The following is a 25,348-nucleotide window of genomic DNA, read 5'->3' on the forward strand; positions in this document are numbered from 1 at the left end:
GAACTGTTCCCGAAAGCCCGCCTTCTAGCACCCGGAAGGCGGGCTTTCTTTTTCATTTCTAATGAGTGGGGTTCTTTGGTGCTGAATTAGCTAAAGGCTGGGCCGAAATGATTCATGCTTCGGCCCAGCCCTAGGTGGGAATGAGAGAGGTACTAGTTAGACATCGCGTAGGTCTACACCCTTGGTTTCAGGGAGAATGTACATGCTAATGATGGTGAGGACGCATAGGGCGATGACATAAAAGCCAGAGGCCCACGCCAGATCGTGCGCGACAAACCACTGGTAGATATAGGGCGCGGTTCCGCCAAAGACAGCTACAGAGAGGGAGTATGCAAGACCGATACTATGCGTGCGCTGGGCGGTAGGGAAGACCTCGGACATGATGGAAGATAGCAGCGCGCCACCGGCGGCGACGATAATCACGCCTACAGTAGAAGCGACGAGCAGGGTCCACGGACGGGAATCGATCAACGCCATGAGTGGGATTTGCAAAACGGCCATACCTACCGCGCAGATATAGATGACGGGTTTGCGCCCAATCTTGTCCGAGAGACTGCCCCACAGCGGTAGAGCGATAAGGCCAGCAACTTGAGCAACCACCGTGACCCAGTACGCGCCTTGTGTGGCCATTCCTTCGTGGCTAATGGCATAGGTAGAAACGTAGGAGGTCCACGTGTAGTGCGCTGAAGTAACGCCGGAGACCATGCCGATAACGAGCAGGATATTGATCCAAGCCGGACGAGCAGCGGAGGCAGATTGAGGGATTGCTGCGCGCTCCTTGCGCGCTGGGGTGTCTACGCTGGGCTCGGAACTGTCAATTTCCTTGAAGTGATCAGACTCTTTCATGTGGCGGCGTAGGTATAGCGCTACACAGGCAGAGAGCGCGCAGAGGAAGAAAGGGATGCGCCAACCCCATGAGGCAAGTTGTTCATCATTGAGTACGAGGGCGATTAGGCCGCCGAGCACGTAGGCGATGACGGAGCCACCGAAAATGGAAACGTAGACCATAGAGCCCCATTTACCGCGGTGGGCGTTGGGGGCGATTTCTGGGATATAGCTATTGGCGGCAGCTGATTCACCGCCGTGGGCGAAGCCCTGCAGGATACGGATCACCAAAAGACCCACAGAGGACCAAATGCCGATCTGCTCATAGGTGGGCATGACTCCGATGATCGCGGAGGCGATGGCCATCATGATGATGGTCATCATAAGTACGGATTTTCGGCCGCGCTTATCTGCTACGCGGCCGAAGACGATTCCTCCGAGTGGACGCACCAGGAAACCAACGGCAAAAACGCCGAAGGTAGCTAAAAGGGCGGAGGTGGAGTCGCCCTTATTGAACATTGCGGTGGCAATGAATGGGGCAAAGACTGCATAGGAGCTCCACTCATACCACTCTAGGATTTGCCCGGTAAGGCTGGCTCCTAGGGATTTGATGTCGGTGGTAGAAGCTGCGTTTTTGCCGGATTCGGTATCTGGTGGCGATGTCGGTTTGGTGGTGGATGTCATGAGTTCTCCTTGTAGTGGGACCGGGACGGTTGGGAAAAATATTACCTAGATCACACAAATGGGCGGCGAGGATCCAAAGTATTGAGATCGTCTGACGCTATTGATGTTGTTTACCGCGTGAGAAACTGCACGTGATGAACCCCTTTCGGGGACAACCTGTGGTTAGATTTATGGTTCGCATTGTGAACTTGGGTGCGCATTGTGACCCCACTTGGGGGTAGTTGGGTAAATGTCTAGCGTTTCTGAGCTTGGATAACGGCGGGAAAGCCCTCCTTAGGTAAAAGTTTTAGGTTCACAGGGGTGGACACTGGTGTAGCGTGTGACACATGACACGGACGGAAAGGTATGAGTCCTAAGCCACCCGAGTCTTGTCGGAGCCACACCCTAAGGAGGGATTTATGACTGCTCTTAGTCCCGAGGAATTGAGCACAGAAAGCCTCGCCGAAGTCATGGCCGCGGGCGGACGCCCAGCCGATAGCGAGCGTGAAATAAAGATCATCGATACCACCCTGCGCGATGCGCACCAGAGTATCTGGGCCACCCGCATGACCACGGAACACATCCTTTCTCTGCTGGATGACATCACCAATGCCGGGTTCGAGCACGTTGACCTAGTTGCCCCCATTCAGTTCGACGTGGCCGTGCGGTATCTCAAAGAGGATCCGTGGGAACGTGTGCGCCTCGTCCACGAGCATGCCGCCCCCGGTACTAAGTTCCGCGCGCTGATTCGCTCCAAGAATCTAGCATCCTTTGACTTCCTGCCGGATGATGCCATCCTTAACTGGACTGAACGCCTTTATGCCAACGGCTTCCGTGTCATTGGTTCTTTTGATGGGCTCAATGACATCGACAACATTGACAAGGGCCTCAAGCTTGCCAAGGAACTTGGCGCTGAGACCTTTGGTGCGCTGTCCTACTGCCTTAGCCCAGTGCACACCGATGAGCTCTACAAGCAAAAGGCGGAGGAGCTGCTTGAACGCACCGACGTCGACCGCATCATGCTGAAGGACGCCGGCGGATTGCTCACTCCGGACCGCATGAGAACCCTTATCCCGGCTATCCGCAGTTCCATTGGAGAAGATATCCCGCTGGAGGTACACACCCACTCCCTGACCGGCTTGTCCCCATTGACCTATCTCTTTGGCGCGGAGTTGGGCGTGGATTCCATTCACACCTCCATCGCTCCGCTTGCCAACGGCCCCGGTCAGCCTGCGACCCAGGCCTTGGTACGAGATCTGCGGGCGCTCGGCTATACCGTCAACGTTGACGATGATCGCATCGCCTCTGCCAGCGACCGGATCCAAGAAATCGCCGATACTGAGGATAAGCCGGTGGGGGTGCCGCGTGCTTTCGACGGCCTCCACTACATGCACCAGCTGCCAGGCGGCATGCTGACGAACTTCGAATCTCAGCTGGAAACTGCGGGCCTAGGAGACCGATTTGAGGAGCTTCTCTATGAGGTGGCTCGCGTGCGAGAAGAGCTGGCATACCCCATCATGATTACGCCATTTGCCCAGTTCGTGGGTACACAGGCCGTCATGAATGTGATGACTGGTGAGCGCTACTCCGTGGTCCCAAATGAGATTAAGAAGTATGCCCTGGGTTACTACGGTGAACCTCTGGCCCCGCTGGACCCAGAGGTATTGGAAAAGATCCTGGCCAACGGTTCCTCCGAAATCACCGAGGAAATCCCAGAACTCAAGCCGGTACTGCCGGGCCTGAAAGAGGCGCATCCGGACGAGGACATCGACACCCTGCTTTTGCGCGTTATGTTCGCCGGCAGCCAAGTCGATGAAATGAAGCGCTTCGTAGCTGAGGGCCGCGCCGGCGAGGGCGAAGGCGTCAAAGGAGGCGTCTTGACCTCCCTCGTCCAGCAAATCTACAACTCTTCCGATACCACCGACTTCCACCTCAAGACCTCTGACCTGGAAATTAACCTCACTAAAGGAGAAAAGTAATCATGACTGATACCACCAACCTGCAGGATCTGAAGGCCCTCCTGAAGTGGGCCAACCTTTCCGATGATATCCAGGAGCTGCAGATCAAGTATGGCGACATCGAACTCGCCATGTCCCGCACGCCTGGCGGCCTCGACCGCCCAGCCCCGGCTCCGGCACCAGCTGCCGCGCCTGCAGCTGCTCCATCCGCATCCCCAGCAGAGCAAGCTCCCGTACAGCAGGCGCCGGCCCAAGCGGAGCCTGCACCAGCTCCCGCTGCACAAGAACCCGCTGCTCAGGAGGAGCCAAAGGCTTCCGGAGCTCCGGCAGCAGAGGGCGAGACCGTCACCGCTCCTATGGTCGGTACCTACTATGCTTCCCCGAAGCCGGGCGCGGACCCATTCGTCAAAGTTGGCGATGAGGTCGAGGTAGGACAGGTGCTGTGCATCGTCGAGGTTATGAAGCTGATGAACAATATTGAGGCCAAGTTTGCCGGAACTGTCAAGGAAATCCTCGTGGATAACGAGGATGCCGTTGAGCACGGCCAGCCACTAATGATCATCGAACCAAAGTAAACCCCGTTCCCACACACCGATCTGGAGGAAAACATGTCAGATCTCTTAAATAGCGTTCTGATTGCCAACCGCGGTGAGATCGCATTGCGTGTTATCCGCGCCTGCAAGGAGCTGGGGATAAAATCCATCCTCGTCTACTCTGAGGGTGATAAGGATTCCTTGCCCGTTAAACTAGCTGATAAGGCCGTTTGCATCGGCCCAGCCAACGCCGCGAAAAGCTATAACAGCCCCGAGCTCATCCTTTCTGCAGCAATGGCTTTTAAGGCCGACGCCATTCACCCCGGCTACGGATTCCTATCTGAAAAGCCTGACTTTGTACGAATGGTAGAAGAAGAAAACATCGGCTTTGTCGGCCCCTCTGCCGAACACATTGGTTTGATGGGAGATAAGATCGAGGCAAAGCGCATCGCGCAAGCCGCCGGCGTGCCTACTGTGCCCGGCTCCGATGGCGTAGTCACCGAAATTGATGAGGCAATGGAAGTTGCCCGAAATACGGGCTTCCCGCTGCTTATTAAGGCGGCAGCCGGCGGCGGTGGTCGTGGCATGCGTGTGGTTGAATCCGAGGACACGCTGGAAAAAGATCTCAATGAGATCATGAATGAGGCCGAATCGGCGTTCAACGATCCCTCGGTGTACATCGAGCGCTATCTCACCGATATTAGGCATATTGAGATTCAGGTGCTTTCGGATGGAGAGAACGTCGTGGCCTTGGGAGAGCGTGACTGTACCTCCCAGCGCCGTAACCAGAAGCTTATTGAGGAAGGCCCGTCCCCGGTCCTGACCGAGGAACTCCGAGCGGGTATGCAGGAAGCTGCCATCAACCTGTGCAAGGAAGTTAAATACAAAAACGCCGGTACCATCGAGTTCGTCTTCGACAACACGGAAAACAAGTACTACTTCATCGAGATGAATACCCGTATCCAAGTCGAGCACCCGGTCACGGAAATGATCACCGGCGTGGACCTCATCAAGGAGCAGCTACGCATTGCCTCCGGACAGAAGTTGTCCATCAGGCAGGATGATATTGAGATACGCGGCCACGCTATTGAATGCCGCATCAATGCTGAGGACCCGAACCAAAACTTCGCTCCTCGCCCCGGCAAGATCGAACACTATCGCGTTCCAGGCGGCTTTGGTGTACGCATGGATACCCACATCGAAACCGGCTACACCATCCCACCTTTCTATGATTCTATGGTCGGCAAACTTATCGTGTGGGCAGAAGATCGCGATGAAGCCATCGCTCGAATGCTGCGCGCTATCGATGAGTTAGAGGTGGAGGGCGTGGTGACGACTGCGCCGTTCCAGGCGATGTTGCTCGATAGCGAAAAGTTCCGCAGCGGTGAGTTCAATACCGGTTATGTGGCCAAGCTACTGGAGAACACTGACTCCATTCCCGCGGATTAATAAATCTTCTGGTAGCTAGCCCGCACCATCTCATGGCAGTGCTGCCGCCACTCCGAGAGTGCAGGTCCCACAACCCTGGGCCTGCACTTTCAGTGTTTCTGCATTGTGCAATGTGGCAGAAACCATGCTTGGCGATGCCCCCAGCTGCTTATAAGAAAGGACGCCCTATGTTGGTCATTGCCGCCCTGCTGGTCGGCGCCATAGTGCCGGTACAGACGGCCATTAATACGCGGTTTCGTGAAAGCGTTGGCTCCCCAATTGTGGCGGGATTCTTTTCCTTTATTATTGGCTTGTTCGTTTCTGCGCTTATTGCTCTTGCGCTCACCGGCCACCTAATTCCGGATTTAGCCACCGCTGCGCAACAGCCTTGGTGGGTGTGGCTCGGCGGGTTTATGGGAGTTTCCTTCATCGTGGGAAATATTCTGCTTTTCCCTCGCATCGGCAGCGTGGAGACCGTTATCTTGCCTATCTTGGGGCAGGTAACAATGGGCCTGCTTTGCGATACCACTGGCATATTTAATTCCCCACACGTTGGAGTCGGCCCGCTGCGCATCCTCGGGGTGGCCGTGGTGTTGGTGGGAATCGCGTTGGTATTGGAAATCGGGCGCGGTGCCGCTACTACGCACGCCACAGCCAGTGGTGTGAAGCTGTGGTTGTGGCGGCTTTTTGGGGTTCTTATTGGAATGGGCTCAGCAACCCAAACTGCTGTCAACGGCTTCCTCGGCCGTGCATTGGGAAGCCCCCTTCCCGCCGGCGAGATTTCTCTAGCGGTCGGCGTGCTTTTGCTTGCAGTGCTGTCTATTGTCCCCCGTGGTCCGCGGCGTGCTCTTTTCACCCGTCCCGCCCCTGGTCCATGGTGGATGTGGTCCGGTGGAGTGCTAGGGGCTCTCTTCGTGGTTGGCGGGGCTACGCTTTCTCTCATCTTGGGCACGGGAACAACCGTGATTGGATCGCTGGTGGGATCAATTGTGTGCGGTCAGGTAGTAGAGTCGCTCGGCTGGGGGCATGCGCGCCGGGGACTGCCCCCTATTCACCGCGTAGTGGGACTGGCCTTAGTCATCATTGGGGTCGTGATGGTGCGTTCGCTCTAAAGCGTAGTGCCTTAGCGGCGCCAGCGCTCGAGCACCAGGCGTCTATCCAGTGACCGTGAAACGCAGGGCGCAAAGGCGCCGTCTGTATGCATTTGTTCATTAAAGACGGAATCTCGATTATCTGGCTCGCCTTCTATCACTTTCATAACGCAGGTGCTGCAGGTGCCTTCTAAACAACGTGACATCACCGGCAAGTCAGCTTCCTCGAGTGCCTCGAGTACAGTGACATTGGCTGGAACGTGTACGGTTTCCCCACAAAATTCCACGTCGAAAGCGCAATCGCCTGCACCGGCATTTTTCTCTCCGCTAAGCGCTTCCATATCAGGGTGGAAGTTTTCCCAGTGGAAATTCTGGTGGGGAAGATAGTCCAGCACTACCTCCTTTGCGCCGGACATGAACCCTTGCGGACCGCATACATAAAACACTGTTTCCTGCGGGGCTTGGGACAACAGGTGTCGGTAGATTTCTTCTTGCCGTGCACGGGGTGAGCCAAAAACTTCAATGAGACTATCGCCGCATATGCTGCGCAATTGGGGCAGCAGTACGGCGCGGGTAATGCTAGAGGCGAAGTAGAGAACCATGAAGGGTTTGCCTTGGCGCTGTAGCGATTGGGCCATGGAAAGCATAGGCGCAATACCAACACCGGCGCCGGCGAGCACATAGTAGCTGGCGGTGTCAACGAGTTCGAAGTTATTGTGCGCTGGGGAGATAAGTAACTCATCGTCCGCGCGAAGTTGCATCATGACAAGGGAACCACCTCGCGAATTCTCTTCGCGTTTGACGGCGATGCCGTAAGTTAAGTGTGCACCGGCGTTATAACTGGAGATCTCCTTGGATGGCATTTCAAAAACGGAGTACTGGCGCACTAATTCTATTTCTTCTGGCCCGGTGAGCGTGACGTCTACGTGGCAGCCGGGGGAGTAGTCGGGGAGTTTCTCTCCATCCTTTAAGCAGAATTCCAGCACCATAAGGTCATCAGCGACTGGGGTGACCTGCTGTACTGTGGCCCGCAGCCGCGAACCTTCGCTCCGTTTTGCTGTGCCTCGTGCCGGAGAGTGTTTTAAGGAAGTTTCGTCCATTGTGACCCCTTTCTGCTCAATGGCGTGGGCGGAGCGAGGGAAGCCTGTGAAGCGTTCTAACGCTGTGCGGCCCATTCGCATCTCGCGGCACCACTTCACGCCATTCAGCTTTTAAAGTAATTGAGGACATAGTAGCCACTAACTGAGTTCTATGTCACTCATGTAGTAACACTGGGCCAGTTAAGCGCATTCGATACACCCACATGGGTGGGTGAAGGCTTCAAATTAAAAGATTTCCTGGCGCATCCTTCTGTCTTATTTCTCATGGTAGGGGGGTGTAATTCAAGCCCTTCTGTCCACTGTTGGAAGTTTAAAGCAGAGCAAAATGGGTAAACCTCCGCGAATTCCATTGCGGTGCGATCTGACTCTCTATACGATGACCACTACGTATTAAAGGTGACATAGAGCACATATTGTTCAACAGTGTGTGGTCTCACACTTGAGTGAAGAAAGGGAGCCACTGCAATGTCAACCCCCACCAAGCCCTTGGCGAGCGAAACCACGCAGCCAGAGATTTTGCCGATGTCCGATAATCCTTATGAGGATTTCCGCTATTTTTACCGCGATGGAATGCCGCTACGCCCGGCGCCTAAGCGGCGCGTAGACAAACCGGGGTGGTCCACGCTTCGCCACAATATTTTTGACAAGTGGCACACTGTCCACGATGACTGGGCCGGGTATGACACACCCCAAACACGACTCCTAGATGACCATATGTGGCAAACGGATGAACAAGGCGCCGCTTTGGCTGAATCCTTCCGTCGCGATGGCGCAAAGAAAGCTCGGGCCGACTTTGAGCAAGCTCTAAATAAGGGCATCGAAACCGTCGAAGAACCGTCCTCAGAACTCGTTGCGTTCTTTGAGCAGGTAGATACTATTCCCGAGTGGATTGATCTGGAGGCCGCTGAGCGGGGGCGCGTGGCTTATTACAATGCCACGCCAAGCGCAGATTTGCTCACCTTCAATTTTGGTTATTGGGCTACCACCATGGAGGATCGCACCTCTGCGGCCACGGGTGAGACCGGCATGTTCGAATTCAAAGCGATGCAGCGCGCGCTAGAGACTTCCAAGTTCTTTGTTGATTTGGGCAAACAGGATGTCTTTGATCGCTTTGGGGAAGGCCGCAAAGCGGCAGTGCACGTTCGCCTTTTGCATGCACAGGCTAATAGGGGACTGGAAAAGCTATGGGGCCCAGAACACTACAACGAGTTCGGACGGCCGATTGGCTCGAGCTTCCTCGTTTCGGGTGAGGGCTGGTTTGCGCTCATGCCACTAGCCATTGACGAGATATTCGGTCGTCCTCACTCTGGACAAGACTGGGATGACGTAGCTCAGTACTGGGCTTATGTCTTGCACATGATGGGTGCAGAGCACCGTCTCATTCCAAAAAATGGTGATGAGATGCGCAAAATGACTGACTTCATTTACGCAAATGGTGGGCGGTCTTCCGCGTATCACCAGCGTGTTGCCACTGCGCTGATGTCCATTGTGGAACAAATGGATCCCAATCTGCCGCTAGAAATGCTGGGCTCGTTGGCCACGTTGGTTGGCCCTGAAGATACCAAGTTCATGATGGAGGGGACCCGTTGGGCCGAATTGGACTTTAGCCAGGCTGCGAAGGATTTTGAGGAAAAGGCCCGTAAAGAGGCTGAAGAAGCCCGCGAAGCGGACCAACGACCAGACGCTGAAGCCTATAAGAAGCAGAAAGCTACTCAAGGTCGCCCGCCGTGGTCAAACGCCTTGGAAGAAGTGCAGGAATACATCAAAAATAACGAGCCCGACGTCAAGGTGGTCTGGACTTTGCACGACGATTCGAAAGAAGCAAAGCGCTAGATCCCGCGCCACCGATTTAAAGATTAGAAAGTGAAGTGACTGGAATGTCAACCCCCACCAAGCTCTTGGCGAGCGAAGTCACACAGCCAGAGATTTTGCCGATGTCCGATAATCCTTATGAGGATTTCCGCTATTTTTACCGCGATGGAATGCCGCTGCGCCCGGCACCTAAGCGGCGCACCCCCACCCCGAGCTGGTCCGTGCTGCGCCATAATATTTTTGATTCTTGGCACTCAGTGGAAGATTCTTGGGAGGGCTACGGTACTGCGCAAACCCGCCTTTTAGATGACCACATGTGGCAAACCGATGAGACGGGTGAGAAGCTCGCTCAAGCCTTCCGTCGCGATGGTGCGAAGGAATCGCGGAAGAAATTCGAGCAGGCGCTAAATCAGGGCATCGATACTGTGCGTGAACCTGCCCCTGAGTTGGTGGAGTTTTTCCAAGAAGTAGATCGGATCCCAAGTTGGCTAGATCTCGAGGCCGCCGAACGCGGGCGCGTAGCCTATTACAACGTCACCCGCACCTCAGAGATTCTTGCTATCGCCTTTGCTTATTGGGCAACTACGTTGGAGGATCGCACCTCAGCGGCCACAGGCGAGACCGGAATGTTTGAGTTTCAAGCCATGCAACGGTCTATTGAGACTGCACAGTTCTTTGTGGATCTAGGAAAGAAGAACGTTTTCGAGCGCTTTGGTGAGGGGCGCAAGGCGGCGGTTCGCGTGCGTTTGCTCCATGCCCAGGCAAACCGCGGATTGGAAAAGATGTGGGGTCCGGAGCACTATAACGAATTCGGGCGTCCAATCGGCTCCAGTTTCCTCGTCTCTGGAGAAGGCTGGTTTGGCATGATGCCGCTTGCAATCGACGAGTTCTTTGGCCGTCCGCATAGCGGCCAGGAGTGGGATGACGTGGCTCAGTATTGGGGATACATCCTCTACATGATGGGAGCGGAGGAGCGCCTTATCCCTAAAACTGGCGATGAAATGCGCAAGATGACTGATTACATCTATGGCAATGGCGGATATTCCTCTGCTTACCACGAGCGTGTGGCTACCGCGCTGATGTCCATCCTAGAAAGCCTCAACCCCCTCGTGCCACACGTTGCCCTTGGCGCACTATCTACCATCTGCGGCGAGAAAGACACCAAGTTTATGGTGCAGGGCACACGCTGGGAAAAGATCAACTTTAGGCCTTGGGCCATCCTCTTCAAGGCGGCCGCTAAAGCGGAAGCTCGTGCGGCCCGAGTTCGGGACAAGCTGCCAGGTGCGAAAAGGGCCAGGATAAAGCGTGCCAATAATGGCAAACCCCCTTGGACTGCGGTGACGGAGGTGATCAAAGACTACATCGCTAAGAACGAACCAGATACCAAGTCCGATTACACCTTGCACGATGACTCGAAAGAAGCCCGCAGCTAAACCGACTTCACCAACTCTCACCAGACTATAAGGAGAAACCACAATGAATGCACCAGCACCGTTGAGCGCCGTAAATGAATGGCCGGCCGGCCGCGGTAGCCGCGAAGAATTTGTGGCCAAGTATGGCACGCAGCGCGCAGACCGCTACCAAGAGGCCTTCTGGGCTATGGATCCCGTGGCAGACGCTCTATTCACCAGCGGTCATACGGTTAAGGAAATCATGCCCAACCTGCGCGAGGCCTTAGCTCGCGGCACCGCCGATGACAATACCCTGCCGGAGGTAGCGGCATTGATTGAGGATATGACCAAGGCACTTGCGGGTCTAGACGCGGAAAAGCTTGAGCGCGGTCGCCGCACCTACCTGTCCATCCCGCCGTTGAGCCACGGTCTGGCATTGGGCCCTGGTTCCTTGGTACATACGTATGCTACCCCGGCCATCGCTGACCTTTTGGTTAACACCGGCGAGCTTACTGACGGTGCCGTCAAGCGCCTTGCCTACACCACAAACTGGACCTATTCGCTCTACCTGCCGGATGCTTTGCAACCAGGAGGGGAAGGCTTTATTCATACAGGCATGGTGCGCGCGATTCACGCTCATGTGCGCCGCGTACATAACCGCAAGGGCTTGGACTATTCCGACTATGGTGCGCCGATTAGTGAATTCGACATGCTGCGCACCTGGTTCGACTTCACGTATATCCCATATGCCGGGCTGCGTCGTATGGGCTGGCAACTCACCGCAGAAGAAGAAAAGGACGTGTTCTATCTGTGGAAGATAGTCGGCCGCATGTTGGGTATCCGTTCCGATCTCTTCCACGGTGAAGATGGTATAGAGGCCTCGCAGGAGACCATGGATGCCATCCATGCGGTCGACGGCGAAATTAATGAGGCTGCCCGCCAGCTTGTCGATGCCCTGATGTCCGGCTTCGTTGTTAATGCTAAGGAACTCACCGGCTTCCCAGAAAACACGCTTGCAGATTGGACCGCTGCGCACGTGCGCATCATCCACGGCGATGAGGTGGCTGATGCCTGTGGCGTGGCGCAGTCCGTGATGCAGCCCATCTTGGAGATGGAAGCCCCACTAGTGCAAGAACGTTTTGACCTGCTGCGCCAAGACAAGGAAGCCCTCGAGGCGGAAATCCAGAAGAATGAGGACATGGTCCGCCAGATGCTTACCCGTGATGCCACCTACATGAAGCAGGATGAGGGCGTGAAAATGAAGGACGGCTCGATGGCCGTCGGCGCTTAAATCGGTGACATGGCTAACAAAAGTCGCGTACTGTTGTGACAGGCACAATGCCTGCGCGATGTACATCAATATCAACACCCCATAGGAAGGAAGTCCCGATGTCTAAGGGCTACGCAGTTACCAACCCCGCCACAAATGAAGTGGTAGAAACCTTCGATACCTTTACCGACGAGCAGATTCAGGATGCACTAGCCAAGTCTCACGAGGCCTTTCAAACCTGGCGTAAGACCCCAATTGACGAGCGCGCCAAGATTGTCTCCCGTGCTGCTGAGCTCTTTAAGGAGCGTAAGGGCGAACTAGCCAAGATTGAGGCCCAAGAAATGGGCAAGGCCACCCCGGAAGGGGAGTGGGAGATCAACTTCTCCGGCGATATCCTGCAGTTCTATGCGGATAATGCGGCAGAGCACAATAAAGACAAGCCAGTCGATGTACCCGGCGGAAAGGCCGTGGTTCGCCGCCTTCCCGTTGGCTCTCTCCTGGGTATCATGCCGTGGAACTACCCCATCTACCAGGTCGCACGCTTTGCCGGACCGAACTTGATGAATGGCAATTGCATTTTGCTAAAGCATGCCGAAATTACCCCGAAGTCCGCCGCTGCTATCGAGGAGATCTTCCGCGAGGCGGGCCTGCCCGAGGGCGTGTACATCAATATATATGCCGATCATGACCAGATTGCGGACGTTATTGCTGATCCGCGCGTCCAGGGTGTTTCTCTCACTGGTTCTGAGCGTGCCGGCGCCGCCATTGCGGAAATCGCCGGCCGCAACCTTAAGAAGGCTGTGCTGGAGCTCGGCGGCACTGATCCGTATATTATTCTCGATGCCGCCGATATCACTAAGGCGGCTGAGGAAGCCTGGGTCAAGCGCATCGAGAACGTCGGCCAGGCCTGCACCTCCAATAAGCGCATCATCGTCATGGAGGATATCTACGACGAGTTTGTTGATGAAATGGTGCGCATCGCCGAGGGAATGGCACAAGGTGATCCTTCCAGCCCAGCGGATAACCAGTACTACCCAATGTCCTCGCGCAGCGCCGCAGAGAACCTAGACAAGCAGGTCCAGCGCGCCGTGGACAATGGCGCCACCATCCGTACCGGTGGCGAGCTGCATGAAACCGCGGCCTATTACACGCCAACCGTGCTTACCGACGTCCCCGTAGGCTCCGAATCCTACTATGAGGAGTTCTTCGGCCCTGTGGCCGAAATCTATAAGGTCTCTTCCGAAAAGGAAGCAGTGGAGCTAGCCAATAACTCCAACTACGGTCTGGGCGGCGCCGTCTTCTCTGAGGACACCGAGCGTGCCACCAACGTGGCTGACCAGATCGATACCGGCATGATTCACGTAAACCTGGGACAGTACTTCTCCCCAGTGCTGCCTTTCGGCGGAATCAAGAATTCCGGCTATGGCCGCGAACTTTCTGTCTTTGCCCTAGATGAGTTCGTAAATAAGCAGTATCTGTACATCAACGACTAGGCCACAAGCCGTTCTAGCCCAGAGGTAATAGGGCTGAATACAAAAGTTCCCGCTTAGCTTTGCTAAGCGGGATTTTTGCTCCTCCAACTGGGCTCGAACCAGTGACCCTTCGATTAACAGTCGAATGCTCTGCCAACTGAGCTATGGAGGAATAAATGATGTACTTCGAACTTGCTGTTCTCTGTGCAACGAGGAATAACTATATAGGGTTCATGCGATTTCAACAAATTGCCAGCACACGGCGGTAAAATGACTGAATTCGTTGTCCTTATGTAGCGGGAACGCGTCAGGAATGGGTCAGGACTCCACTCACGGGGGTTCCTGTGCAAAAATGGTGGGTAAGAAGGCTAGTTCTATGGGAACCAGTAAGCTGGAAATAGTGGATCAGTACGCTATTGAGGCTTGAGAGCGACGGATTTAGTACTAACGAAAGAGAGAAAATTGCGGATCCTCATCATTTCGCAGTATTGGTCGCCAGAAAGTAACGTGCCGCAGCGTCGCTGGGAATGGATCGCTAGCATTCTAAAGTCTCAAGGCCACGAGATTAGAGTCATTGCTCCTCCGCCGGCTTCTGTTCGACGGGCCTCTATTAAGCACTGGTGGAGCGCATCTCTTTTCCGTCCTCGAACAGAAGAAGAAAAGAATGACGCCGTAGATTTAGTCATCCGGAGTGGGTTTATCCCGTGCGGTGGCTCATTAATACAGCGTGCAATCGGTCAAGCAGGCATCGCTCTGGGGTCTCTCTATGCAGTACTAGTAGAGTTTGGCTTTTGGAAATCTTGGAAGCCTGAATTGGTTATAGGTACAGTGCCGGCTTTGCCAACCGCCGTGGTCGCCTTTGTAGCAGCGAAAATCTCAAGGGCGAAATTTGCTATCGACTTAAGAGACGCCTGGCCCGACCTCTTAGCCTATTCGAGTGAGTGGAATAAGGGGATCAAGAGTGCTTCGCTAAAGCATAAAATCTTGAGCAGAGGGCCGATTCAGTTCGTTAGTCTTGTGGTTGCCAGGACTCTCTACTACGTCTTGGGGAAAGCCCAAGGTGTCATTTTTACGGCAGAAGATTTGAAATTAGATTTTCAGAATCGACCTCAGCTGCGGAAGAACTCAAAGCTTCTGAACAATATGGTTACTATCCGGAATGTTTTTCCCCGAGAGGGATTGGGGCAGAAGAAGGCTCCAGGCTCAGGGGAAGGACCTCTAAAGGTGCTGTATGCCGGCACTATAGGTCGCGCCCAACGACTTCAAAACGTGATTGATGCAGCGGTGATCGCGGCGGAGCGTGGAGTGCCGATTGAGCTAAAGTTCGTGGGCGCAGGAGATGCTCGCTTGTCAGTAAAAGATTATGCAAAGCAAAGAAAAGTTCCCGCAACTTTCATTAAGCGGAAGTCAGCTGACTCCATCTCAGACTATTACGACTGGGCAAATACCGCGCTTGTCCATTTAACTGATTGGAAGCCATTAGAAAGAACTGTTCCCTCTAAACTGTTCGAGCTTATGGAGTACGGGGTGCCAATAACAGGTGTTGTAGCCGGGGAATCGGTCAGGTTGATCGAGTCCTTGGAAGCCGGTTATGCGGTTCCTCCCGAGTCGCCGGAAGCTCTAGCGAACCTATGGTGTGCCTTAGCTCAGGGCGAATTGTCTCTCAAGGCTAGCGAAAGAGCTAAACATTGGGTTGAGAACGAACGGAACAACGTTGTGCCCAGCTTGATTGCTAAGTTCTTGAAGCAGATGGAGTCATAAGCATGCCTGCTGGAATTGGTCGCTCGGTCATCAAATTTTGGTCCATCAATGTTGTGGGACTTGTACAGGATCCTGTGCGATTTTCGAATCAAATGGTTGAATTCGTGCGCTTAAACTCAGAGTCCAAGGTAGCCCGAGCATGTGTGAAGGGGGCGCACTTTGTACTTTCGGCAATGAGGATCCCCGGGTACGAGACCGCCGAGGCCGGGGAATTGAGTAGGGCGATAAAACAGCTGGAAAAGGCGCGATTCCTTAGGCCATTGACGTTTTCGTTTGAGAGATATCTCCGCGGGAAACTTCTGCAACTCCAGTCAGTTGAATGCTTTGAGGGAGCAGTTGAACGCAGCGGTAGCGCAGCCGCCCCGCGGGTACTGTTTCATTTCACGAATGCATTGCCCTATACCCAATCTGGATACACGCTTCGGTCTAAAGCACTATTCAAGAGTTTAAGGGCAAGGGGAGTAGAAGCGTTTGCTTGTACGCGCTACGGATATCCGGAGAATATCGGTAGATTCCATCATGGTCCATATTTTGTCAACGATGGTCTCGAATATTTCGTGTTGGGCTCCTTATTTGCTCCGTTTTCAATTACTCGCCAGGAGGATCTGGCCGTCCGCCAACTAGTAAGACTCGCGAGGGAAAAGCAAGTAAACATACTTCACACCACCACCCCGTACACAAACGCGCGCGTGGTGGCTCGCGCAGCCGCTCTACTTGACGTCCCATGGATCTATGAGGTCCGAGGCGAGCCCGAGAGCACGTGGGCTTCGCAGTCTCCAGACCCAGAAAAACGCCGCAGCTCGGAGTTTTTTGAATTAGCGCGTCAGGCCGAAACAGCGGCGATGATGGCTGCAAATCAAGTAATAGCGTTAAGTGAGGTGTCGAAAGAGGACCTAACGCGTCGAGGCGTTCCAGAATCGAAAATCAAGGTCGTTCCGAACGCTCTGGAAGCTGATCAGCTTGAAACTCATACTGACAAAGCGCACGCCCGAAAACGATTGGGCCTAGGCGACGAGTTCTTAATCGGTGCAATTACCTCAGTCGTGGATTACGAAGGGCTAGACATTGCTATAGCTGCGATGAAGGAGATTCCAGACGCAACTCTCATTATCGTAGGAGATGGAGTGGCTCGACCAGGTCTTGAAGACCTAGCCGATGAGCTTGATTTGAAGGATCGGGTTGTCTTTACTGGTAAGCAGCCGGCTACTGATATTCACCTTTGGTACGCTGCCTTGGATGTGTTCGTGGTACCGCGGCGAGACGTTGAAGTTTGTAGGAAAGTCACTCCGCTTAAGCCGCTACAGGCGATGGCCTGCGGAGTACCGGTAATCGGAACTGACCTACCAGCGTTAAAGGAAATCACCGGTGGATTAATGGTTGAAGTTGAACCGGATAACCCCTCCGCGCTGGCCAAATCAGTTGATTTAGTCCGGCAGGGGGAACTCATCGTGAATCCTCGGGAGCTTGAAGAATGGGCCAAGAAGCGATCATGGGAGCGGAATGCGCACAGCTTGGAGGGTCTGTACTTAGAGCTACTGAGGGGAAGATGAATGGGTCAAGAACTTTGCGGCCTCAGAATCCAGTAGGATTTTGTGCGGTTTAAACGCCTTCCGTTGCCGCTTGATGATGCGGTCAGCTTCTTCAAGTTTTCCCGTACTAACTCTGTTTCCCCAGACACGGTAAGTTGTAGTTACGGTTTCCGCATCTCCGTCAGCAATCATGTCGCCTTCGTGCAGCCATATGGCACGAGTGCAGTGCGTTTGAATCGTCGCGGCACCATGAGACACGAGAAAGACTGTTCCGGATCCAGCGAGAAACTCGTCCATACGATCCTTAGCCTTAGCTTTGAACGTGGAATCTCCGGTGGAAAGGGCTTCGTCAATTAGTAGTAGCTCGCGTCGAACTGCTGTAGAGATCGCAAAAGTCAGGCGAGATTTCATGCCCGACGAATAAGTCTTTAAGGGACGATCGATTGCAGACCGGAGATCCGCCCAATCGATAATCGGATCCACTAGCTTCGAAGATTCCGCTGGGGTTAGCCCCATTGCCAAGAGGCCTAAATTAATATTTTGGCGACCGCTTAAATTTGATTGGAGAGCCGCCCCGACGCCGAGCAAGGTGGGCTGGGAGGAAACAAACACGTCACCGGAATCGGGCTTTGATGACCCAGCAATCATTCGTAGAAGGGTTGACTTTCCTGAGCCGTTTTTACCCAGGATGCCGATCGATTCTCCAGAATAAGCTACAAAGCTAACACCTTTTACTGCTTCCACAGTATGCTTCGAAAGTTTTTTGGATAAAACATGCTCAGAACCGGAGCGACTAAGGTAGTAGGACTTCTTGAGATTACGAGCGACAACCGTTGGGTTATTTGACAACTGCGTACCTTTCCTCGGCTTGCCAAAAGTAGAAGTATCCAATAATCAATAGCCCGAATGACCAAGCTGCAATATACAGCCAAGTGCCTAAGGGCGGTACCTCACCGTCCAAAACCAGCTGTCGCACCGCGGTAAGAAACTGGTAAATGGGATTAGCTTGCATGATCGCTTGAATATGAGGATTTTTATCAAATTTACTCAGATCGAAGAATACACCCGAGATGAAAAAGAGACCTCGATTGATGATTCCCACCACTGACTTTAGATCGGGAATAAATGCTGTAGCTCGTCCCACAATGAACATGCAACCGAGCGAGAAGCAGTGGATTAAGAAATACAAGGGAACCACTAGAATGATGGTCCAAGAAATTCCTTTATCGAGCTGAAAAAGAAGTGCGCCTACTATCGCAACCATGGCGGGGATTGCATGGTCGATCATTTGCTTAATAGTCGTTGAAATAGGGACGGCTGCTGTGGGGAAGTTAAAACTGCTAATCAACCCTTTAGATCCACGGATGATGGAAGTGCCAGCTGACAAACCGCCGGTTGCGAATTTGAGGTAAATTACACCGATTGTTAGGAAGCCAATGAAATTGTCCATTCCCCTAGATACGTGAAGAACGTAGCCGAAAATGAAAGCGTAGACTGCCACGTCTAGGATCGGTTGAAGGATAAGCCAAGCGCGTCCGAGGAACATATTTCTACCTCGGCTAAGCGATTTACTGCGTGCATAAGCCGAGATGAAATGTCGGCGGTCAAAAAGACAACGAGTATAAGACGCTAGGTTATCTCGGCTCCGTAGGTTATATAACTGGGAATCGTCGACGAGCTCCAAGTTGCGGAAACTAGCGTTTTTAACGCGCTTGGGCTTTTCTTGTTTTGCGTTGGTTCCCTTGGGAGCACTGTCGCTGTCGTTGTTCAATTGTGATTCCACAATTTCTCCACTGTGATGATTGCTCTGTAGTTACGGTCTAAGCTGTCACTGAGGATAGTCTAGAATCATCGTATGCAGTTAGGAAACTTTGAGCCGGCATCTTCCAAAGAAGAAGCCACGCCTGTCCATACCTTTATTTTTGGTGGGTGTGTGAGTCGGGACACTGTTGAGTTTGCGAAGCACACCGACTTCAAGGTGCTCCGCTATGTGGCGCGTCAGTCTCTACTTTCCGTGGGCTCAGACGCGAAATCCAACATTCCTGATTTCAAACTGAAAAGCTCTTTCCAGCAGCGCATGTTAGAGAGTGATTTGTCGGGAAACCTCATGCGCGAGATATCGAAGAAAAACGGTATTGATGTTTTTGTCTGGGACTTGGTCGTTGAGCGGACCGGGGTTTGGGAGTTTCCAGATGGGAGCATTGCTACCAATAGCGCGGAAATCAGGCGGCTGGAGGGCATGCCCCAAATTCTGAAAAAGGCCAGAAAGATTCCTTTCGGGTCCGCCGAGCACTTCCAGCGTTGGCAGGGGGCTGCAGCTTTATTTACTGAGTTTTTGGATTTTCTTGGGTTGAAGCAAAAATGCCTAGTCTTGGCACCGGAATGGGCCGAGTATCGCTCAGACAATAAGAAGACTGGCCGGATACGTGGCTTATCTGCCTCGCAGTATAATGAGATGTTCCGTAGATATTACGTGGTTCTAGAAAGGCTGGGGATTACTGTGTCAAGGATCGACGGCACAGTAGCTGACGAGAACCATAAGTGGGGAAATGCACCATTCCACTTCACTCGTTCGGCGTATGCTTCGATGGAGTACGAGATTAAGAAATCAGTGCACCAGACCAGGAATTAGCGGCATAGATATGAAACTAGAAGGTTTGCCGGCTTCCTTGCTGAAGAGAGCTCGTCAAATCCCGCACGGTATTAGAGCGCGAGTATACCGGGGGCGTTCCAGAGTCGAGGCGACTGTGGGTACTCGCTTTCTCGGACCGGAATTGGACGAAAACGCGAAATCCACCCTGCAAGGAGCTTGGCGCGGGTTGTCAGACGCTGCGGTGGGAGAGAAACGGCGAACGTCTAGCAGTAGCGGGGAAGTGCGGGCTTTTTCGCGTGGATATGAGTTCAGCAACCAAGGGTTCCTTCAACCACCGCCTTCACCGCGTTGGAAGGAGCTGGCTCTAGGTGAGGGGCGCCTTCGGGTTGAAGAAAACCTTCCTGTTGCATTGGCCCAGAAACGTGGAGTCTCAGTTGCCGTGCTGGGGCTTGCTATCGACTCGGAGGAAGGAATATCTGATAGCGACCTCATCGCTGACCGTATTGCTGATTTAATATTGTCTGGAAATAGCCTCGAGGCGATTGATGAGTACGTCCTGTGGCTAGGGGGCCGGTTCGTCCTTATCGCCGGGTGTGAAGACCGGTGGCGTATTCACGTAGATGCAATGGCAAGCAGAAGTTGCTACTGGACCGTCAGAAATAAACAACTTTTCGCTGCATCGCATTCTGCGTTGGTCGCTAGAGAGATAGAAGAATTCTCGAGGAAGCGGGCATATTGGGTTCTTTCAAATCCTGACTATGTGAGTGCTGCGGGAAAATGGTTGCCAGGCCGCATTACGCCGCATGATTGCACCGAGCTAGTAAGTGCTAATTGTGTGCTGTCTTTTGACGGGGAAAGGGCCCTGCACTCCCGCATTTTCCCATTGGAAAAGCACCGAATATCCGCGGAATATTCGCCAAAAGAGGTCGCTCGCATTCTGATTGGTGAGCTTAGGGTGCAGACTTCGGCGTGGCTCAATACCTCTGATAAAACCTATCTCGCTTTGACCTCAGGCCAAGATTCTTTGGTAGTGCTGTTGTCGTGTATTGATCTTTTCCAAAAGCACTTCACCAAAGCTATGACCTACATTTTCGCGGAGAGAAAGGATCCTTTAGGGATCAATGACCTCCAAGGAGCCAATTTCCTAGCTATGCTGTCTGGTCTGCAACACAAGGTAGTGAAAGTGGAACCGTTCATTTTTGAAGGAAAGTTTGCTTCCGCGTACAAACGATCGTTTCCTACTTGGGCTCGTTTTCCGGCTTTAGCCAAATCTTTGTGGCAGAACTTCCCCAAAGAATCCGTAGTCCTTTTTGGGATCGGTGGTGAAATCGGCACAGTCTTTTATAAAGATAGGACCGAGAGTCCGGTTAACGGCGAAATCCTAGCCGGAAAGTTTACGACGAGTAAATTCTCCTCCAATTCTCGCCTTGTCGCAGAGATGGAGGAGTACATAGCTTATACCCAGCTAGATTCAGTCTCCTCGTCGCTTGCAAGCTTCTATGACCTCTATTATTGGGAAAATCGAATGACCAGTTGGGCGGCTGCGGGATACTCCGAATATGAGTTAGGGCCCTCAATAGGTCTTCCGTTCAATACTAGGAGAATAATCTGGCCAATGCTCAACTTGTCGTACGAGAATCGGTTAAACAAAGCAGTGTACAAAACAATAATTCGTTGGAGTGGGTGGCCTCTGTGACTCAAAATGGAAAATTAAACAAGATGGTGAATAAAACTGAATATTATTTTAAACGGGCGCGTCAGGTGGCCCGAGATGAAGGCCCTTCTGAATTAATACGCCAGACTAAAAGGCGATTTAACGTAGGAACGGTAAGCAAAAGGACCGCTACGTTTGACCCACTGGCAGTAACCGCCCAAGGGAAAACTAACAGGACAAGCCCATTCAAGGACCTATGCGTTGGCGTAATCATGGATGAATTTTCTCTCCTGGCATGGGGAGAGGAATTTTCAATCGTGCCAATCTTGCCCGGGGAAGAATCGAAACTTAAATCCTATGAGCTTGATTTATTCTTGGTCGAGAGTGCTTGGGACGGAAATGGAGGAGCCTGGAAGTACCAATTGACTGGCGGTTCCGCTCCCAGCACCGCGCTTTCCGTGATCGTCGAGCAATGCAAACAACTTGGGATTCCTACGGCCTTCTGGAATAAAGAGGACCCTCCCCATTTTGAGGAATTCTTAGATACTGCGCGGTTGTTTGATTTCGTGTTTACGAGCGATGTCAATTTGGTAGATGCCTATAAGCACGCGTTGGGGCATGATCGAGTGTGGCCTTTGAGCTTTGCTGCTCAGCCTGCGATTCATAACCCTATCCGGACTGATATGCCTAACTATCAGAAAGGAGACGTGGCTTTTGCGGGCATGTATTTTGCTCACAAATATCCAGAACGCCGTGAGCAAATGGAGATGCTGCTGGGCGGAGCTATGGATGCATCAGGGCATCTTGAAGACGGTCTCCGTATCTTCTCTAGATTCGAGGGAAAAGACGAGCGCTATCTCTTCCCGCAGCCGTTTTCCCAAAGAGTCGTGGGGTCTCTGCCGTACGAAAAAATGATTGCGGCTTACAAGAATTTCAAAGTCTTCCTAAATGTGAACTCTGTAGTTGACAGTCCCAGTATGTGCTCCCGTAGAGTGTTTGAACTTCTTGCTTCTGGCACGCCTGTAGTCTCTACATGGAGCAAGGCACTTGAGGAGACTTTTCCTTCTACTGAATTAGTGCTTGTAGATAGTAGGGAAGAAGCCACGTTGTCTATTCGTGCCTTGGTTAATTCTCCTGAGTTGAGAGACAGGCTGGTACATCGGGCACAAAGAAGGATCTGGGAGAGCCATACCTATACAACTCGGGCAATGGAGATTTTGGAACGAGTTAGTCCCTCTGAATCTGAAGGTCTGAAGACTAAACCAAAAGTTAGTGTTATTTGCTCTACGGTGCGGGAAGGGCAATTGAAGCATGTATTTGAGCAGGTAGGTCGGCAATCCGGAGTGGATGTCGAGCTGATTTTGGTTCTGCACGGGATTCAAGTTGGTGACAAGGAGATTGCAAACTTCGCTGAGGAGGCGAAAGTTCATCAATACCGTGTACTTAGGGAGGAGCGAAGTTCCTCGCTAGGAGAGTGCTTAAATGCAGGTATCGCTGCTTCGTCAGGCGATTTCATCGCCAAGTTTGATGATGATGATTTTTACTTTGCTTCATATCTTTTGGATATGTATAACTCGTGGTCCTTTTCTGGTGCTGACCTGGTAGGCAAACAGGCAAACTATGCGTTTTTGGGCAATGAAGAATTGCTGATAGTTAGGCGGCCGGAGAGGGAACATCGCTGGACGAACTTCGTAGCTGGCCCTACTTTCTTCGGTCCCCGCAATACGTTTGCGGAAAATAAATTTGAGGCGCGTTCCCGAGGGGAAGACACTGCGTTTATTCGTTCTCTTTTGAGGAAAGGGGGGAAAATATATTCCACAGACCGCTTCAACTTTGTTCAGATGAGAAATGCTGGACAACATACTTGGGAAGTCTCAAATGCATCGTTTTTGGCTAATGGGCAGGTCGTGGGGATTGGTCGGAATTTCGAGGCTGTTGAATGCTAGATGGACCGCGTGCTCCCCAAGGGTTTTCGATGTAGGAGCGTCCCCTTTGTGGAATAATGCACTGCGGTTCTAAAACGTCGAATTAAAATTTGAAAATACTTTTTCTCCCGAGGAGGGGTTTTAGTGAGCATTGAAGAGAAACAATTGGGACCCATAAACAAGGTTTGTGTTGTTGGGCTGGGATACATTGGTCTCCCGACTGCAGCTTTTATCGCTGATTCTGGTATCTCCGTAGTGGGGGTGGACATCAATGAGCGCCATGTGGAGAAGATCAACAATGGTGAAATGCCCTTTTTTGAACCTGGCTTCGAAGCTTTATTAAAAAGCGTAGTCGCCGATGGACATCTCAAGGCTGATACAGAAGTAGCGGAAGCAGACGCGTTCATTGTGGCTGTCCCGACGCCGTTCAATGATGACTATTCAGTCAATATGTCCTACATCGAAGCGGCAGCGAAGAATATTGCTCCTGTGCTTCGACCGGGGGCGCTCGTGGTCCTAGAATCAACCTCCCCTCCAGGGACCACTGAAAAGATGGCTGAGATTCTTTTAGCCGAAAGGCCGGACCTATCGACGGATCCTGAAAGTGCTAACCGTCTCTTAGTCGCACACTGCCCTGAGCGGGTATTACCGGGCAAGATTATGGAGGAGATGGCCGCTAATGACCGAGTTATCGGAGGCCTAAATCCCCTGTCGACGGATAGGGCGAAACAGCTATACTCCTTTTTCTGCAATGGCGAGATGCTATTGACGAATGCAACAACCGCTGAGATGGCAAAGCTGACCGAGAACTCGTTCAGGGACGTGAATATTGCCTTTGCAAACGAGCTGTCAATCATCTCAGACAAGCTTGGAATTGATGTTTGGGAATTGATTGAACTCGCTAACCATCACCCACGAGTCAATATTCTGAATCCGGGCCCTGGTGTGGGTGGCCACTGCATTGCAGTTGATCCTTGGTTCATTGTTTCTTCGGCTCAGGAGGAAGCCAAGCTGATCCGTACGGCGAGGGAGGTTAATGACGGCAAGCCTGCCTACGTTATTGCCAAAATTACTGAAGCAGTCGAGGCCGAAGGCGCAGATTCAATCGCCGCACTGGGAATAGCATTTAAGCCGGATATCGATGATTTGAGAGAATCCCCTGCTCTGTCTATCGTGCAACAAATGGCCGAGAAGTGGCCGGAGAAAAACATCCTAGTAGCTGAGCCTAATGTGAATGAGCTGCCCGAGAGTCTAACCGCATATCAAAACGTGCAGCTAGTTGACGCTTCTCACGCGATATCTTCAAGCCCCGTGGTTGCTGTCTTAGTGGACCATACACCTTTCAAGAGCCTCGAAAAGAGCGTCTTGGAAGGAAAGAATGTCGTTGACACACGTGGCATGTGGAGCTGATCCTAGGGATGAAGAGGTTGGAATCCGGCAAGTCGCTTGCAAGTCTTGCCGTGTTAGCCGCTGTGTTGTTAATTGCCGCGGTGCTGTCAAGCAACTTAGTTCGCGCTGGGCTGTTGATTTTGGCGGTGGTAGTAGCGGCTTTGATCTTGATTTTAAGCGTTTCTTGGACACGACGAGTAGAGGCACAACGCCGACAGGATTACCGCAATGTAATGTCCGTTGCTAAAGAGTTGTCGCTGCTCCGAAACATGTCGGGAAGTATAGCCAAATCGCGAGAGAGTCAACGCTTTCAAGAAGAACAACTAACCCAAATCAATTCCGCGGTCGAGGAATGGCGACATGGTGAGACGGGTTCAGGGGGCGCAATCTCAGAACCTTTATCCTATTTTTCCCCTAGGCGTATCTCTGCATCGAAGCCTGTGGAGAAACCCAACTCTCATGTGGCCGGGCGACAGGCGGCGCTGCAAGACACTGGTGAGGGGTCCAAGGAAAAGCTACGGGATCTCCTTTATCCTTCCAACGAAATGACTCGAGTAGTGGCCGTTTTGGGCTCTTCCGACCTCCGTGAAAGTCTCTCGGGCTTCTGCTCCGTCCGGAAAATAGATTCTGCCGTTGACCTAGCGAAGTTTGGGAACGACATTTCCTGGCTTGTTATCGAAGAGGCGTCTTTAACCTGTGGTCGCTGGTTTGGGAGTCTGTCAGCTCAAGGGACGCATCTTTTTCAGGAGCTCCATAGCCAGATTGTGAAAGCGCAACGAAAGAATAATGTCCTTACGGCGGTCGTGGCTAATGCACCGGCCTCACATATGACGAGCGTTTTGCGTGACACCGCTGATGTTGTGCTTCCTAAGAAGCCAGGACAAGATTCTCGGGGCGCCGAAATGGCGAACCCAGTGATAAAGGCTATCGACGCATACGCGTGTAAGTGAGGTT

At 52.7% G+C, this 25,348-nt stretch carries 19 protein-coding genes and 1 tRNA gene; 15 read left to right on the forward strand and 5 right to left on the reverse strand.

The window, feature by feature from the left end; translation table 11 throughout:
* Window positions 1-156: 156 nt before the first annotated feature.
* Window positions 157-1,509, reverse strand: coding sequence for an MFS transporter (locus tag RAE07_RS00625; RefSeq protein ID WP_317001104.1), 1,353 nt, complete (start codon window positions 1,507-1,509; stop codon window positions 157-159).
* Between the two features lie 398 nt (window positions 1,510-1,907).
* Here RAE07_RS00625 and RAE07_RS00630 point away from each other — a divergent pair, with 398 nt between their 5' ends.
* From RAE07_RS00630 to RAE07_RS00645, 4 genes are all read left to right on the forward strand, one after another.
* Window positions 1,908-3,467: a hydroxymethylglutaryl-CoA lyase-like TIM-barrel protein gene (locus RAE07_RS00630; protein ID WP_023021020.1), complete on the forward strand. Its 1,560-nt coding sequence runs from the start codon at window positions 1,908-1,910 to the stop codon at window positions 3,465-3,467.
* A 2-nt stretch (window positions 3,468-3,469) separates the two neighbouring features.
* On the forward strand, window positions 3,470-4,021 hold the full coding sequence (accB, locus tag RAE07_RS00635; protein ID WP_023021021.1) for an acetyl-CoA carboxylase biotin carboxyl carrier protein: 552 nt from the start codon (window positions 3,470-3,472) through the stop codon (window positions 4,019-4,021).
* A 33-nt stretch (window positions 4,022-4,054) separates the two neighbouring features.
* On the forward strand, window positions 4,055-5,428 hold the full coding sequence (accC, locus tag RAE07_RS00640) for an acetyl-CoA carboxylase biotin carboxylase subunit (protein WP_023021022.1): 1,374 nt from the start codon (window positions 4,055-4,057) through the stop codon (window positions 5,426-5,428).
* A gap of 167 nt (window positions 5,429-5,595) precedes the next feature.
* Window positions 5,596-6,519 carry a DMT family transporter gene (locus tag RAE07_RS00645; RefSeq protein ID WP_317001105.1) on the forward strand — a complete coding sequence of 308 codons (924 nt, stop codon included), beginning with the start codon at window positions 5,596-5,598 and terminating at the stop codon, window positions 6,517-6,519.
* Between the two features lie 11 nt (window positions 6,520-6,530).
* Here RAE07_RS00645 and RAE07_RS00650 read toward each other — a convergent pair whose 3' ends face one another.
* Window positions 6,531-7,679 carry a PDR/VanB family oxidoreductase gene (locus tag RAE07_RS00650; RefSeq protein WP_317001106.1) on the reverse strand — a complete coding sequence of 383 codons (1,149 nt, stop codon included), beginning with the start codon at window positions 7,677-7,679 and terminating at the stop codon, window positions 6,531-6,533.
* Window positions 7,680-8,063: 384 nt separating this feature from the next.
* Here RAE07_RS00650 and RAE07_RS00655 point away from each other — a divergent pair, with 384 nt between their 5' ends.
* The 4 genes from RAE07_RS00655 to RAE07_RS00670 all read left to right on the forward strand — a co-directional run bounded on the left by RAE07_RS00655 (window position 8,064) and on the right by RAE07_RS00670 (window position 13,564).
* On the forward strand, window positions 8,064-9,431 hold the full coding sequence (locus RAE07_RS00655) for an oxygenase MpaB family protein (RefSeq protein WP_317001107.1): 1,368 nt from the start codon (window positions 8,064-8,066) through the stop codon (window positions 9,429-9,431).
* 44 nt (window positions 9,432-9,475) lie between these two features.
* A complete protein-coding gene (locus RAE07_RS00660) occupies window positions 9,476-10,843 on the forward strand; it encodes an oxygenase MpaB family protein (RefSeq protein WP_317001109.1) in 1,368 nt (455 codons plus the stop codon).
* Between the two features lie 43 nt (window positions 10,844-10,886).
* On the forward strand, window positions 10,887-12,092 hold the full coding sequence (locus RAE07_RS00665; protein ID WP_284835917.1) for an oxygenase MpaB family protein: 1,206 nt from the start codon (window positions 10,887-10,889) through the stop codon (window positions 12,090-12,092).
* 98 nt (window positions 12,093-12,190) lie between these two features.
* Window positions 12,191-13,564: an NAD-dependent succinate-semialdehyde dehydrogenase gene (locus RAE07_RS00670; RefSeq protein ID WP_284835918.1), complete on the forward strand. Its 1,374-nt coding sequence runs from the start codon at window positions 12,191-12,193 to the stop codon at window positions 13,562-13,564.
* 78 nt (window positions 13,565-13,642) lie between these two features.
* Here the strand turns inward: RAE07_RS00670 and RAE07_RS00675 are convergent.
* Window positions 13,643-13,715, reverse strand: a tRNA-Asn gene (locus RAE07_RS00675).
* Window positions 13,716-13,966: 251 nt separating this feature from the next.
* Between RAE07_RS00675 and RAE07_RS00680 the strand changes: the two genes are divergently transcribed.
* Window positions 13,967-15,304 carry a glycosyltransferase family 4 protein gene (locus RAE07_RS00680; protein WP_200288807.1) on the forward strand — a complete coding sequence of 446 codons (1,338 nt, stop codon included), beginning with the start codon at window positions 13,967-13,969 and terminating at the stop codon, window positions 15,302-15,304.
* A 173-nt stretch (window positions 15,305-15,477) separates the two neighbouring features.
* Window positions 15,478-16,854: a glycosyltransferase family 4 protein gene (locus RAE07_RS00685; RefSeq protein ID WP_200288808.1), complete on the forward strand. Its 1,377-nt coding sequence runs from the start codon at window positions 15,478-15,480 to the stop codon at window positions 16,852-16,854.
* Here RAE07_RS00685 and RAE07_RS00690 read toward each other — a convergent pair.
* Both RAE07_RS00690 and RAE07_RS00695 read right to left on the reverse strand, forming a co-directional pair.
* Window positions 16,837-17,682 (reverse strand): ABC transporter ATP-binding protein, encoded by an 846-nt coding sequence (locus RAE07_RS00690; RefSeq protein ID WP_234288171.1) that lies wholly within the window; start codon window positions 17,680-17,682, stop codon window positions 16,837-16,839. The genes RAE07_RS00685 and RAE07_RS00690 overlap by 18 nt on opposite strands.
* Complete coding sequence (locus RAE07_RS00695) at window positions 17,672-18,616, reverse strand: ABC transporter permease (RefSeq protein ID WP_259825054.1); 945 nt, start codon at window positions 18,614-18,616, stop codon at window positions 17,672-17,674. Before RAE07_RS00695 ends, RAE07_RS00690 begins: the two co-directional genes overlap by 11 nt.
* 72 nt (window positions 18,617-18,688) lie before the next feature.
* Here RAE07_RS00695 and RAE07_RS00700 point away from each other — a divergent pair, with 72 nt between their 5' ends.
* From RAE07_RS00700 to RAE07_RS00720, 5 genes are all read left to right on the forward strand, one after another.
* Window positions 18,689-19,465: a DUF6270 domain-containing protein gene (locus tag RAE07_RS00700; RefSeq protein WP_200288809.1), complete on the forward strand. Its 777-nt coding sequence runs from the start codon at window positions 18,689-18,691 to the stop codon at window positions 19,463-19,465.
* A 115-nt stretch (window positions 19,466-19,580) separates the two neighbouring features.
* A complete protein-coding gene (locus tag RAE07_RS00705; RefSeq protein WP_284799183.1) occupies window positions 19,581-21,122 on the forward strand; it encodes a hypothetical protein in 1,542 nt (513 codons plus the stop codon).
* The gene (locus tag RAE07_RS00710) at window positions 21,119-23,026 is read left to right on the forward strand and encodes a glycosyltransferase family protein (RefSeq protein WP_234288172.1); all 1,908 of its coding nucleotides are present in this window, start codon (window positions 21,119-21,121) and stop codon (window positions 23,024-23,026) included. Before RAE07_RS00705 ends, RAE07_RS00710 begins: the two co-directional genes overlap by 4 nt.
* A gap of 123 nt (window positions 23,027-23,149) precedes the next feature.
* Entirely contained in the window at window positions 23,150-24,415 is a 1,266-nt protein-coding gene (wecC, locus tag RAE07_RS00715; RefSeq protein WP_284698439.1) for a UDP-N-acetyl-D-mannosamine dehydrogenase, read from the forward strand.
* Window positions 24,406-25,344, forward strand: a complete 939-nt coding sequence (locus tag RAE07_RS00720; RefSeq protein ID WP_200288811.1) for a hypothetical protein — start codon at window positions 24,406-24,408, stop codon at window positions 25,342-25,344. The genes wecC and RAE07_RS00720 overlap by 10 nt, the downstream gene beginning before the upstream one ends.
* The last annotated feature ends 4 nt before the right edge of the window (window positions 25,345-25,348 follow it).

Source organism: Corynebacterium nasorum, assembly GCF_032821635.1.
GTDB lineage: Bacteria > Actinomycetota > Actinomycetes > Mycobacteriales > Mycobacteriaceae > Corynebacterium > Corynebacterium kefirresidentii.

Bases quoted from the DNA above. Each gene is read 5' to 3' on its own strand.
- RAE07_RS00625 (WP_317001104.1), bottom strand. From the start codon at position 1,509: ATGACATCCACCACCAAACCGACATCGCCACCAGATACCGAATCCGGC.
- RAE07_RS00630 (WP_023021020.1), top strand. From the start codon at position 1,908: ATGACTGCTCTTAGTCCCGAGGAATTGAGCACAGAAAGCCTCGCCGAA.
- accB (WP_023021021.1), top strand. From the start codon at position 3,470: ATGACTGATACCACCAACCTGCAGGATCTGAAGGCCCTCCTGAAGTGG.
- accC (WP_023021022.1), top strand. From the start codon at position 4,055: ATGTCAGATCTCTTAAATAGCGTTCTGATTGCCAACCGCGGTGAGATC.
- RAE07_RS00645 (WP_317001105.1), top strand. From the start codon at position 5,596: ATGTTGGTCATTGCCGCCCTGCTGGTCGGCGCCATAGTGCCGGTACAG.
- RAE07_RS00650 (WP_317001106.1), bottom strand. From the start codon at position 7,679: ATGCGAATGGGCCGCACAGCGTTAGAACGCTTCACAGGCTTCCCTCGC.
- RAE07_RS00655 (WP_317001107.1), top strand. From the start codon at position 8,064: ATGTCAACCCCCACCAAGCCCTTGGCGAGCGAAACCACGCAGCCAGAG.
- RAE07_RS00660 (WP_317001109.1), top strand. From the start codon at position 9,476: ATGTCAACCCCCACCAAGCTCTTGGCGAGCGAAGTCACACAGCCAGAG.
- RAE07_RS00665 (WP_284835917.1), top strand. From the start codon at position 10,887: ATGAATGCACCAGCACCGTTGAGCGCCGTAAATGAATGGCCGGCCGGC.
- RAE07_RS00670 (WP_284835918.1), top strand. From the start codon at position 12,191: ATGTCTAAGGGCTACGCAGTTACCAACCCCGCCACAAATGAAGTGGTA.
- RAE07_RS00685 (WP_200288808.1), top strand. From the start codon at position 15,478: ATGAGGATCCCCGGGTACGAGACCGCCGAGGCCGGGGAATTGAGTAGG.
- RAE07_RS00700 (WP_200288809.1), top strand. From the start codon at position 18,689: ATGCAGTTAGGAAACTTTGAGCCGGCATCTTCCAAAGAAGAAGCCACG.